Origin of the sequence: Pseudomonas trivialis, from assembly GCF_036864995.1 — a bacterium.
GTDB lineage: Bacteria > Pseudomonadota > Gammaproteobacteria > Pseudomonadales > Pseudomonadaceae > Aquipseudomonas > Aquipseudomonas trivialis.
This window is the reverse complement of sequence record NZ_CP142151.1, coordinates 2370560-2383150: the sequence shown is the minus strand read 5'-3', so window position 1 is coordinate 2383150 and position 12591 is coordinate 2370560. Positions and strand designations below refer to the sequence as shown.

Annotated in this window: 10 protein-coding genes; 5 read left to right on the top strand and 5 right to left on the bottom strand. The window is 62.7% G+C overall.

The window, feature by feature from the left end; all coding sequences use genetic code 11:
- Window positions 1-21: 21 nt before the first annotated feature.
- The gene (locus VRB54_RS10535) at window positions 22-1410 is read right to left on the bottom strand and encodes a hypothetical protein (RefSeq protein ID WP_338480749.1); all 1389 of its coding nucleotides are present in this window, start codon (window positions 1408-1410) and stop codon (window positions 22-24) included.
- Between the two features lie 394 nt (window positions 1411-1804).
- Here VRB54_RS10535 and VRB54_RS10530 point away from each other — a divergent pair, with 394 nt between their 5' ends.
- The 5 genes from VRB54_RS10530 to VRB54_RS10510 all read left to right on the top strand — a co-directional run bounded on the left by VRB54_RS10530 (window position 1805) and on the right by VRB54_RS10510 (window position 6979).
- A complete protein-coding gene (locus tag VRB54_RS10530) occupies window positions 1805-2863 on the top strand; it encodes a LacI family DNA-binding transcriptional regulator (protein ID WP_338480748.1) in 1059 nt (352 codons plus the stop codon).
- A gap of 87 nt (window positions 2864-2950) precedes the next feature.
- Window positions 2951-3733 (top strand): sugar phosphate isomerase/epimerase family protein, encoded by a 783-nt coding sequence (locus tag VRB54_RS10525; RefSeq protein WP_338480747.1) that lies wholly within the window; start codon window positions 2951-2953, stop codon window positions 3731-3733.
- On the top strand, window positions 3726-4667 hold the full coding sequence (locus tag VRB54_RS10520) for a sugar kinase (RefSeq protein WP_338480746.1): 942 nt from the start codon (window positions 3726-3728) through the stop codon (window positions 4665-4667). Before VRB54_RS10525 ends, VRB54_RS10520 begins: the two co-directional genes overlap by 8 nt.
- Before the next feature lie 45 nt (window positions 4668-4712).
- On the top strand, window positions 4713-6005 hold the full coding sequence (locus tag VRB54_RS10515) for an MFS transporter (protein WP_338480745.1): 1293 nt from the start codon (window positions 4713-4715) through the stop codon (window positions 6003-6005).
- Entirely contained in the window at window positions 6002-6979 is a 978-nt protein-coding gene (locus VRB54_RS10510; RefSeq protein WP_338480743.1) for a D-glycerate dehydrogenase, read from the top strand. Before VRB54_RS10515 ends, VRB54_RS10510 begins: the two co-directional genes overlap by 4 nt.
- A gap of 338 nt (window positions 6980-7317) precedes the next feature.
- Here the strand turns inward: VRB54_RS10510 and VRB54_RS10505 are convergent, their stop codons facing one another.
- Genes VRB54_RS10505 through VRB54_RS10490 form a run of 4 tightly spaced genes read right to left on the bottom strand, consistent with a single transcriptional unit; the run spans window position 7318 to window position 12586 of the window.
- Window positions 7318-9021 (bottom strand): AMP-binding protein, encoded by a 1704-nt coding sequence (locus VRB54_RS10505; RefSeq protein WP_338480741.1) that lies wholly within the window; start codon window positions 9019-9021, stop codon window positions 7318-7320.
- 32 nt (window positions 9022-9053) lie between these two features.
- A complete protein-coding gene (locus VRB54_RS10500) occupies window positions 9054-10352 on the bottom strand; it encodes an acetyl-CoA C-acetyltransferase (protein WP_338480740.1) in 1299 nt (432 codons plus the stop codon).
- Window positions 10349-11239, bottom strand: a complete 891-nt coding sequence (locus VRB54_RS10495; RefSeq protein WP_338480739.1) for a MaoC/PaaZ C-terminal domain-containing protein — start codon at window positions 11237-11239, stop codon at window positions 10349-10351. The genes VRB54_RS10500 and VRB54_RS10495 overlap by 4 nt, the downstream gene beginning before the upstream one ends.
- Before the next feature lie 3 nt (window positions 11240-11242).
- Window positions 11243-12586: a 3-oxoacyl-ACP reductase gene (locus VRB54_RS10490; protein ID WP_338480738.1), complete on the bottom strand. Its 1344-nt coding sequence runs from the start codon at window positions 12584-12586 to the stop codon at window positions 11243-11245.
- Window positions 12587-12591 lie beyond the last annotated feature (5 nt).

Here is a 12591-nt window from a genome sequence, read left to right as displayed (position 1 = left end):
ATAACCATTGGTGAGGGTGTGTTATATCACCGGGGCGGGCAACGGCAAGAACCTGGTATTGAGCGTTGTCACAGGGGAACGTTGTTCGTTAACGCCATTACTGGTGATGTAATGCAGCATATGAGCCGTCAGTGCGAAGCCATCGAGCACGGTCGCCGGCACATCCGGAAAGTTCACCCAGGTACCGGCGGCATCACCCGCCTTCACCGTATAAGTGGCTACCGGGCCTTTGCTATTCAAGAACAGGTCCAACACGTCACCTGGCTGCGGCGTGCTGAACAACCGCACGCGCACACGAATGGGATTGCCTCTGTCTGCATCAACCAGCAGGTTGGTGCCGGTGCTCCCCTCGACTTCCACAGGAGCCAATGTCGAGTTCAGCAGCGCGGGAGCGTTGGGATGGTCCTGACCGGCAATCGTCAGGTCGACATTGACTGGCAGAAGCGCGGACATCGTCGGCGAAGGGTTGAGGCCCATCAATTCGTAACTTACCTGCACGGTCTGCGCAGCCAAAACCGCGTTATTACCTCGCAGAACAGGCCAGGGAACTTCAACCTCGAATGGCATCCGTGTCACCGCCTGAACGACGCTCGGACGACCATCCCAATACACAATCACTTGATGCCCTGCGGTTGCTGACCAACCGGGATAGTCAATACGTACGAACACGCCCGCACGCGCATCATCGCGCTTGATCAACTGATCGACGTAGGCCGGAGGGCGAATGCTCGGAGCCAGCAGACCTCCACCTATGACGAAGGGCAAGCCCGCGCTCATATCGCTGTAATTGCCAGCCGCGTCGAAAATCCGGAAAAACGCATACGCAGGGCCACTGTTCAGACGACGAAAAGCGTCTGAGTCCAGCGTGACCGTACGTGGTGCAGTACCAAAATCCACCGGTGACTCCCCATCCATCGGGGTTTTGGGAGGGATTGGCGAATTGGACAGATAGATCTCGACCCGGTCACCCGGTGCCTCGATGTTATAGGTCGGGAGCTCGAAGACCGTTGGTTGATGATCGAGCATGTATTGCTCATCCAGCACCGCTCCGGGAGGCACCTGAAACGCCAGCATGTCGTTTGGCCGCAACAGCATCGGACGCTCAAGATCAATGGTGATTGTAACTTTGGGATCACTGAAACTCTGGCCACCCTCACTGCGAACACTGTAGTAAAGGTGCGCGACCCGCGAGCGGCTGCGCAAATGGACCAGGCTGATTTCACGCTCGTAAAAATTCGGCACAGCAGGTGGTGGCACCCCCACGAAAAAAGTGTCGAGCAGCCTGGGGCCATCGTCGCTCTCCCACCAGACTTCGCAGGTATGCTGTTTGTCATAAGGCTCGCTCGGCTCGGGTTGCCAGGAGGGAATCTCCAATTTCAGCGGTTTGAGCAGCATTTCCTGCGAAATCACACCTCTGCCGTCCGCCGTATTGACCCCTGGCACCGTCAACGGATCCAATCCACCTGCAATCGGGGCGGACCTCATGGTTATTCCGGAACGACGGGAATGGGGTTTTGGGATAATTGTCATGTTCCGGCCTCAGGGTTAATTTCGTTTCAGCGAATCAGGAACGCCATGCTTCCTGTCTGCCCTGGGAAAAATTAAACGCTTAAAGCTGATGGCCGGATACTGTCATAACTAACAGGTGGCCCTGTCCATTCGTCGGGTTCTCCAAGCCCGGCACACCGGGCGTTTTCTAAAATAGTGCTTGACGAAACAGGTTGCCTGGCATTTTATGAAACCGGTTTCAGCCGGCCTGTGCGAGCGGTGTAACTGCACTTCCAATAAGAAAGGCCCGTCTACCGTGACACCATTTTCCTCCGCCCAGCGCAGCCGCGTGACCATGCTCGACGTCGCCGAACGTGCCGGCGTCTCCAAAGCCAGCGTGTCACGCTTTATCGGCGACGACCGCGCCCTGCTCTCCGATGCCATTGCCCTGCGCATCGAACAGGCCATCAGTGAACTCGGCTACAGCCCCAACCAGATGGCGCGCGGCTTGAAACGCGGGCGCACGCGCCTGATCGGCATGCTGGTCGCCGATATCCGCAACCCCTATTCCATTGCCGTGATGCACGGCGTCGAGACCGCTTGCCGCCAGCATGGCTACAGCCTGGTGGTGTGCAACACCGACCGTTGCGACGAGCAGGAGCGTCAGCACCTCGCCGCGCTGCGCTCCTACAACATCGAAGGGCTGATCGTGAATACCCTCGGTCATCACCTTGATCAATTGCTGGAACTGCAACAGGAAATGCCGTTGGTGCTGGTGGACCGCAGGGTCGAGCCGCTGCACAGCGACCTGGTAGGCCTGGACAACCCGGCAGCGGTCCGCATGGCGCTGGAGCATCTGGAACAGCAGGGTTATCGCGAGGTATTGCTGGTGAGCGAAGCCGCCGACGGCACCAGTTCACGCCAGGAGCGCCTGGACAGTTTTCATGCCGAGATCGCGCAGCGCCCGGCATTGGTCGGTACGCTGCTGGAATTGGATGCCGACTTGCACGGCCCTTTACAAACGTTTCTCGGCAAGCCCGGACCCAAGGCCGTGTTCTGCGCCAATGGCATCGCGGCATTGGCCTGCACCCGCGCGCTCAAAGCCCTGGGTTGCAGCCTGTTTGACGACGTGGGGCTGATTGCGCTGGATGACCTGGACTGGTACCCATTGGTGGGCAACGGCATCACCGCCCTCGCCCAGCCGACCGAGGCGATTGGCGCCAGCGCGTTTGACTGTCTGCTCAAGCGGCTGCGCGGTGATACAGCCCCCACTCGCCGCCTGGATTTCCTGCCGCAACTGATTATCCGAGGCTCCACCCAATTACCTGTGGGAGCTGGCTTGCCTGCGATGACGGTTTATCAGACGAAGCAGTAGCCGACTGACCCACCGCTATCGCAGGCAAGCCAGCTCCCGCATTTGTTTTGCGTATAAAAATGAAACCGGTTTCAGAGGTACACAACAATGCATAACTACCCCGTTTCCATCAGCCTTTCCAGCTACGGCGCCGACTTGGTTCGCCAGCAGGGCCAATTGAGTTTCGTCCAGTTGCTGGTGTCTGCCGGCGCGCAACGCATCGAGTGGCGCGAAGAATTGCTGACCACCGAGCAACCCGCCGAGCTCGCGCAGGCCGCTGCCAGTCATGGACTCGAAGCGGTATTTTCTTCACCGCTGGAGCTGTGGGTGGCCGGCCGCGCTCAGCCGAATGCGGAACTCGCCGCCACCCTGGACCGTGCCCAGGCCTTTGGCGCGCGCTGGCTGAAAGTCTCCCTCGGCTATTTCACCGACACCAACGATCTGCAAAGCCTGCACGCCCTGCTCAACCGGCACGCAGTGCAGTTGCTGGTGGAAAACGACCAGACCCTGCATGGCGGGCGGATCGAACCGATGCAGCGTTTTTTCAGCGAGGTCGAGCGCCTTGGCCTGCCGGTGAAGATGACCTTCGATATCGGCAACTGGCACTGGCAGGACCAGTCGTCCCTCACGGCCGCGCGCCTGCTGGGCAGGCACGTGGATTACCTGCATTGCAAGGCCGTGGCCCGGCGTGCGGACGGCAAGCTGGTTGCACTGCCGCCCAGTGCCACCGACCTGCACCTGTGGGAACAATTACTCAAACACATGAACCAAGGTATTACCCGGGCGGTGGAGTTTCCGTTGCAGGGCGATGATTTGGTCGAGGTCACTGCCCGCCAGGTCGCCGCCCTCGCCTGCCTTGGCCAACCTCGCGCGGAGAGTGCCCATGTCTGAGATCGATATCCTTTCGTTCGGCGAAACCATGGCGATGCTGGTCGCCGAGCAAACCGGTGATCTGGCCCATGTCATGCAATTTCACAAACGCATTGCCGGGGCCGACAGCAACGTCGCCATCGGTTTGTCGCGCCTGGGTTTCAAGGTCGCCTGGCTGAGCCGGGTGGGCAACGACTCCCTCGGCCGCTTTGTGGTCGACACCTTGCAAAACGAAGGCCTGGACTGCCGGCATGTGGCGGTCGACCCGCTGCACCCTACGGGCTTTCAGTTCAAGTCCCGCGAAGAGACGGGCAACGATCCTCAGGTGGAGTATTTCCGCAAGGGCTCGGCGGCCAGCCATTTGTCCGTCGACTCGCTGAACCCGGCGCTGCTGCAGGCGCGCCATCTGCATGCCACCGGGATCCCGCCGGCGTTGTCCGAGGCTACGCGCGCGCTGTCCTTCGAGTTGATGACGCAGATGCGCAAGGCCGGACGCAGTGTGTCGTTCGATCCCAACCTGCGCCCGGCATTGTGGGCCAGTCAGCAACAGATGATCCGCGAAATCAACGCCCTTGCCGCCCTCGCCCACTGGGTACTGCCGGGCCTGAACGAAGGGCGCCTGCTCACCGGGCTGGATGACCCGGCCGATATCGCCGCGTTCTACCTGGACCAGGGCGCCGAAGCCGTGGCCATCAAGCTCGGCGCGGACGGCGCCTATTTCCGCACCCAGATGGACCAGGGATTTATCGCCGCCGTGCCGGTGGACAAGGTGGTCGACACCGTCGGCGCCGGCGACGGCTTCGCGGTCGGCATGATCAGCGCCCTGCTGGAAAACCTGAGCTTCCCCGAAGCGGTGCAGCGCGGCAACTGGATCGGCAGCCGCGCCGTGCAAAGTCGCGGCGACATGGAGGGCCTGCCGACCCGCGCTGAATTGACCACCCGATCCGTTGCATAACCCATTCCCTGTTGCCACAACTACAACAAGCTCAGGAGCAACCTTATGGAAACCGTGAAACTCGCCACCCGCCGCTGGTGGTACATCATGCCCATCGTGTTCATCACCTACAGCCTGGCCTACCTGGACCGCGCCAACTATGGCTTTGCCGCCGCCTCCGGCATGGCCGAAGACCTGATGATCACGCCGGGCATGTCATCGCTGCTGGGCGCGCTGTTTTTCCTTGGCTACTTCTTCTTCCAGGTGCCGGGGGCGATCTACGCGCAGAAACGCAGCGTCAAAAAATTGATTTTCGTCAGCCTGATCCTCTGGGGCGGCCTCGCCACCCTCACCGGCGTGGTGTCCAACGCCTACATGCTGATCGTGATTCGCTTCATGCTCGGCGTGGTCGAAGCCGCAGTGATGCCGGCGATGCTGGTGTACCTGTGCCACTGGTTCACCCGTGCCGAACGCTCGCGGGCCAATACCTTCCTGATCCTCGGCAACCCGGTGACCATGCTGTGGATGTCAGTGGTATCCGGCTACCTGGTGCAGCATTTCAGCTGGCGCTGGATGTTCATCATCGAAGGCCTGCCGGCGGTGCTGTGGGCGTTTATCTGGTGGAAACTCGCCGACGAGCGCCCCAAGGACGCCAAATGGCTCAGCGACAGCGAAAAACAAAGCCTGGAAAGCGCCCTCGCCGCCGAACAGGTAGGCATCAAGGCTGTTAAGAACTACGCCGAAGCGTTTCGCTCGCCCAAGGTGATCATCCTCGCGCTGCAGTTTTTCTGCTGGAGCATCGGCGTGTACGGCTTTGTGTTGTGGTTGCCGTCGATCCTCAAGAAAGGCCTTCAGATGGATATGGTTGAGGCCGGCTGGCTGTCGGCGCTGCCGTATCTGGCGGCGGTGATCGCCATGCTCGTGGTGTCGTGGGGCTCGGACAAGCTGCAAAAGCGCAAACGCTTCGTGTGGCCGCCGCTGCTGATTGCCTCCATCGCCTTCTATGCCTCCTACGCGCTTGGCGCCGAACATTTCTGGTGGTCCTACACCCTGCTGGTGATTGCCGGGGCCTGCATGTATGCGCCCTACGGGCCGTTTTTTGCCATCGTGCCGGAAATTCTCCCGGCCAACGTCGCCGGCGGCGCCATGGCACTGATCAACAGCATGGGCGCCCTCGGCTCGTTCGGCGGCTCGTACCTGGTGGGCTACCTCAATAGCAGCACCGGTTCGCCGGGCACTTCCTACCTGCTGATGAGCGGTGCGTTGATGCTGTCAGTCGTGCTGACCATTTTCCTCAAGCCCGGCGCCAGCGACCGCGCGTCCTCACCTACTCTGGAGCTGAAGGTAAAGACCTCATGAAAAAATCCGTCGTGCTGTACAAAAAACTCTCCGCACCGCTGATGGCGCGCCTGCACGAACACGCAGACGTCACCCTGATCGATGCCCTTGACGAAGCCGGCCTGGCCAAACTGCGCGACGCCCTGCCCGGCGCCCACGGCCTGCTCGGCGCCAGCCTGCGCCTGGACGCCGAACTGCTCGACCTGGCGCCCAAACTCGAGGCCGTGGCCAGTGTGTCGGTGGGCGTCGACAATTACGACATCGACTACCTCACCCGACGCCGCATCCTGCTCAGCAATACCCCGGACGTACTCACCGAAACCACCGCCGACACCGGTTTTGCGCTGATCCTGGCCACCGCCCGCCGGGTGGTGGAACTGGCCGACATGGTGCGCGCCGGTCAATGGCACAAAAACATCGGCCCCGCGCATTTTGGCAGCGACGTGCACGGCAAGACCCTGGGCATCGTCGGCATGGGCCGTATCGGCGAAGCCCTGGCCCAGCGTGGGCATTTCGGCTTTGGCATGCCGGTGATCTACCACAGTCATTCGCCCAAGCCTGAGGTGGACGCGCGTTTTGGTGCGCAGTACCGCAGCCTGGACGACCTGCTGCAACAGGCTGACTTTGTGTGCCTCACGTTGCCGCTGACAGCGCAGACGGAAAAGCTGATCGGCGCACGCGAGTTTGCGCTGATGGGGCCAGAGACGATCTTTATCAATATCTCGCGGGGCAAGGTGGTGGACGAGACGGCGCTGGTGGACGCGCTGCAACAGCGCACGATTCGTGCGGCCGGGCTGGATGTGTTCGAGCGTGAGCCGCTGGAGCATGCTTCGCCGTTGCTGCGGTTGAATAATGTGGTGGCGACGCCACATATTGGGTCGGCGACTCATGAGACACGGGAGGCGATGGCCAGGTGTGCGGTTGATAATCTGCTGGCGGCGTTGGGGGGGCAGCGGCCGTTGAATTTGGTAAATCCGGGGGCTTATGTGGGTTGAGCTTTTTGGGCGGGGTCTATGGGTGGTTGACGGGGCGCCTAAGATCAAAAGCAAGATCAAAAGCAGTGTGATATCCATCAGACAAATGGAGATCCAAATGTGGGAGGGGGCTTGCTGCCGATGAGGGTGGGTCAGCTATACATAAGCTGACTGACACTCAGCCATCGGGAGCAAGCCCCCTCCCACATTTTGTACAGCGCTCGGCAGACAATTCCGGTCGGCTCTAAGGACGCCGGGCCGGCTTCCGGTCCTTCCAAAAGTGACCTGCCGTAAGGGCGGAGCCGCCAGCCGCCATCACCTAAATAACGGATATGCCCCCGTAAACCCAGCCAAAAAGCTCACCGCAAAGCCCTGCGCAACACCTTCCCCACCGTAGTTTTGGGCAACTCGGAACTCCGAAACTCCACATACCTGGGCACCTTGTACCCCGTCAAATACTCCCGACAATGCGCAAGAATCTGCGCCTGGCTCAAGCTCGGATCCTTGCGCACCACAATAATCTTCACTCTCTCTCCGGTCACCCCATCCTCCACCCCGATGGCCGCCACTTCAGCCACGCCGGGATGCATCGCCACCACGTCTTCGATCTCGTTGGGGTACACATTGAAACCCGAGACCAGAATCATGTCCTTCTTGCGATCCACCAGACGGATATACCCACGCTCATCCATCACCCCGATATCCCCGGTCGACAACCAACCCTGCGCGTCCAATACCTCCGCCGTTTCTTTGGGCCGCTTCCAGTAACCCTGCATCACCTGCGGGCCGCGCACTTGCAATTCGCCCTGTTCGCCAATCTCGGCAATCTCGCCGTCTGCCCGCACGAACCGCACCCAGGTCGACGGCAGCGGCACGCCGATGCTGCCGGTGAATTCCATCTCGCGCATGCGCGAAATATCGATGGGGCTGATGCTCACCACCGGCGAGCATTCGGTTAGGCCGTAGCCCTCGATGATCGGCAGCCCGGTGACGTCCTTCCAACGCTTGGCCACCGCGGTGTGGGTAGCCATGCCGCCGGCGATCACCAGGCGCAGGGCGGAAAAATCCCGCGCGCAGAAGTCCTTGTTCTCCAGCAAACCGTTGAACAGCGTGTTCACCCCGGCGATCCCGTTGAAGCGTTCCTTGCGCAGGATCATCTGCACACGCTTCACGTCCCGTGGGTTGGCGATCAGGATATTGCGCCCGCCCAGGCACATGAACATCAGGCAGTTCACCGTCAGGGAAAAGATGTGATACAGCGGCAACAGCGTCACGTTGCTCTGCTGTTGCGCCTGGTCCAACTGGTCGCCGACCCAAGCCTTGGCCTGCAACAGGTTGGCGATGATATTGCGGTGGCTGAGCATCACACCCTTGGCGTCGCCCGTGGTGCCGCCGGTGTATTGCAGAAAGGCCAGGTCATCGCGTTGCATCGGCACCGGCAGGTGATTGAGCGCCCGCCCCTGTTTCAACACCTGGTTGAAACGCACCGAACCGCGCAGGTGGAACACCGGCACCTGCTGCTGCACACGGCGCAGGATGAAGTTCATCGCCGCGCCCTTGAAGGTGCCGAGCAGGTCACCGATGGCTGCCACCACCACGCGTTTGACACTGCTGCCCTCCATGACTTTTTCCAGGGTGTGGGCGAAGTTTTCGAAGATCACCACGGTCTCGGCGCCGCTGTCCTTGAGCAGGTGTTTAAGCTCATGGGAGGTGTACAGCGGGTTGACGTTGACCACCACCGCACCGGCCAGGATCGTGCCCAGCAAGCAGATCGGATATTGCAAACAATTGGGCATCATCAGCGCCACGCGGTCGCCCCTTTTCACACCCTGGCCCTGCAGCCACGCGGCAAACGCAATGCCCTGAGCCTGCCAGTCGGCGTATGTCATCTCGGTGCCGATGCTGACGTAGGCCACGCGCTCGCGAAATTTCTCCAAGTGTTCGAGGAACACTTCGCGCAACGATGGGTAGGCCTCTATATCGCCCTCAATGTCTGCCGGAACCCCGGGCAGGTAAGCGTTCAACCAGATGCGTTCGGTCTGTTCCAGGCTGATAGCGTTCATGGCAGTTTTCCCTGTTGTTGTTATGGGTGGCGCTATTTTTCGACGATGGCGGTGATGCCCAGGCCGCCCGCTGCGCAGATCGAGATCAGGCCGCGCCCTGCGCCGCGTTCATGGATGGCCTTGGCCAGCGCGGCGAGTTGCCGGCCTCCGGTGGCGGCAAAGGGGTGACCGCAGCCCAGCGAGCCGCCGTTGACGTTCATCTTCGCGCGGTCGATGGCGCCCAGCGGCGCCTCCAGGCCCAGTCGTTCGCGGCAGTAGTCGGGGTCTTCCCAGGCTTTGAGCGTGCACAGCACCTGGGCGGCGAATGCTTCGTGGATCTCGAAGAAATCGAAATCGGCAAAGCTCAGCCCTTCACGCTTGAGCATGCGCGGTACGGCGTAGGCCGGGGCCATCAGCAGGCCTTCGCTGCCGTCGACGAAATTCACCGCCGCCGTCTCGCCGGTTCGCAGGTAGGCCAGCACCGGCCAGCCATGGGCGACGGCCCAGGCCTCACTGGCCAGCAGCACCACCGAGGCGCCATCGGTGAGCGGCGTGGAGTTGCCGGCGGTGAGGGTGCCGTGCTCGCGGTCATAGGCCGGCGCCAGGCCGGCGAGTTTTTCCAGGCTGGTATCGGCGCGCAGGTTGTTGTCGCGGGCCAGGCCGCGATGGGGGCTGATCAGGTCATCGAAAAAGCCGCGCGCGTAGGCGGCATCGAGACGCTGATGGCTGGTGAGGGTCAATTCGTCCTGGGCCAGGCGCTTGATCTGCCAGCGCCTGGCCATTTCTTCGCAATGCTCACCCATGGACAGGCCGGTGCGCGGCTCGCCATTGCGCGGCAGCAGTGGCTTGAACAGCATCGCCGGGCGCGCCTTGAGCAGCGCCTTGAGCTTATCGCCCAGGCCTTTGCCGCGATTGGCCGCCAGCAATACGTGGCGCAGGGATTCATTGATGCCGATGGGCGCATCGGAGGTGGTGTCGGCGCCACCGGCAATGCCCACCTCGATCTGGCCGAGGGCGATTTTGTTCGCCACCAGCAACGCTGCTTCAAGCCCCGTGCCGCAGGCCTGCTGCACATCGTAGGCGGGCGTTTCAGGCGACAGTGTGGTCGACAGCAACGACTCTCGCGCCAGGTTGAAGTCCCGCGAATGCTTGATCACCGCGCCTGCGGCAAACTCGCCCAGGCGCTGGCCGTGCAGGTTGTAGCGATCCACCAGGCCTTGCAGCGCAGCCACCAGCAAATCCTGATTGCTCTCGAAGGCATACACCGTGTTGGAACGGGCGAACGGAATGCGGTTGCCGCCGATGATCGCCACACGGCGTGTCGGCGCCGGGTTGAAGCTGTAGTCACTCATGCCAGGTTCTCTTTCCAGATAAACAGCCCGCGCATGTGCGGCTTGTCGCCCGCGACGTTGCGCACTTCGAATGCCCGGCGCGGGCCGCTCAGCGGATTGCTCCACAGCGCGACCTGGCCGGGCAGGAAGATCGGCAATTTGAAGTCGCAATGGGCCTCGGCTGCGGCCAGGCCGCCCGGTGGTTGCCCGGCGGCCAGCGCCCGGCCCAGGGTCCACATGCCGTGGGCGATGGCGCGGCGAAAACCAAAGATTTTTGCGCCGATCAGCGAGGTATGAATCGGATTGAAGTCCCCCGACACCCTGGCGAAACGACGTCCCAGGTCGGCGGGCAACACCCAGCGCTGGGTGCGCAACAGGCCTTCTTCCTGCAAGGGCAGCGCGTCGTGCCACGGCTCGCCGACGGGATTTTCCACCTCGCGGCGCAAGTAAAGGCTGTCGCTTTCCCACACCAGGGCGCCGGCGCCGTAAGCGCGGGTGGCGATGCTCAGCGCCTGGCCCTTGGGGTGGGCCACCCAGCGCTCGCAATACACCTCCAGGCGCAGGGCCTGGCCTTCGTGCAAACGCTGATGCTGACGGATGCGGTTGGCCAGGTGCACCATGCCGCTGGCCGGGTACGGGAAACTCGGCCGGGTCAGCAGCATCAGGTGCAAGGGAAACGCCAGTACGTGGGGATAGGACAGCGGCACGCCCTGCTCACGCCGGAAACCACAGGCACGGCCATAGGTGGCGATGCCAGCAGGTGACAGCTCCACGGCCGAACGCACCAGGCACTGAGTGGGCAACAGCGGCGCACCGTCGAGCGCGGGCTTGCGCAAGGCGCGCACCCCGTCCAGCAGCAGTCGGGTGCGCGAAGGTGGCGGGTCGATGATCTGCGTTACGTAGTCCATGGCTCAGGCTCCCAGCAGGCTTTGGCCGCATACCCGCACCACCTGGCCATTGACCCCGCCCGAGGCCGGATGGGCCAGCCAGGCGATGGTCTCGGCCACGTCGATGGGCTGACCGCCCTGGGACAGCGAATTCATGCGCCGCCCCGCTTCGCGGATCATCAGCGGAATTTTCGCGGTCATCCGGGTTTCGATAAACCCGGGCGCCACCGCATTCACTGTCACCTGCTGCGCGGCCGCCTGGGGTGCCAGCGCGTGCACCAGGCCGATCACACCGGCCTTGGAGGTGGCGTAATTGCTCTGCCCCAGGTTGCCGGCGATGCCGGAAATCGACGACACGCAGACGATGCGCCCGCCCGGGTTCAGGCCCTGCTGGTCGAGCAGCGCCTGGCTCAATTGCCACGGTGCCTGCAGGTTGACCGCCAGCACACTGCGCCAGGCGTCTTCGCTCATTTTGGCGATGGTCTTGTCGCGGGTGATCCCGGCGTTGTGCACCACCACATCAAAGGCGCCGTGCTGGCTGATGTGGTCATGCAACGAGGCGGCGGCATCCGCGGCGGTGATGTCCAGCGCCAGAGCCGAGCCGCCCACGCTGCTCGCCGCCTGTTGCAATGCATCCCGGGCCTGGGGCACATCCACGCACACCACATGGGCGCCGTCCCGGGCCAGCACTTGGGCGATGGCCAGACCGATGCCCCGGCTGGCGCCGGTCACCAACGCACGGCGGCCGGCGAAGGGCGCGTCCCAGTCGACCGCGACCTGGCCGTCCACCGGTTTCTCCAGGCGCACCACTTGCCCCGAGACATACGCGGAGCGGCGCGACAGGAAAAAGCGCAGGCTGCTGTCGAGCGCGTCTTCGGCGCCCGGCGCCACGTAGATCAACTGCACGGTAATGGCCCGGCGCAGCTCCTTGGCCAGCGAGCGCACCAGGCCCTCGAGGGCGCGTTGGGCGATGGACTGCGGCGGCGCCTGGCAGTGTTCCGGCGCGGTGCCGAGCACCACCACCCGTGACTGCGGGCCAAGGCGCCGGGCATTGGCGTGGAAGAACGCGTAGAGCGTGTCGAGCTGCTGCACGTCGACCACACCGGTGGCATCGAACACCGCGCCCTGCACCTTCACTGTAGACGGCGCCTTCAGCGTCGCCGGGGTGGCAGCGACGGTGTCGGTGGCCGTGAAAAGGCGGTGCACCTGCTCGGCCAGGCGCCCTGCCCCGGCGACGATCACCGGATTGACCAACGCGGCCTGACCGCTGCGATGGCGCTGCAGAGGCACGGGTTGCGGCAGGCCGGCGGCCTGGGCCACGCGTCGCCCCCAGGGGGAATTGACGAACGAAAGGTAGCGGTCACTCATAAATA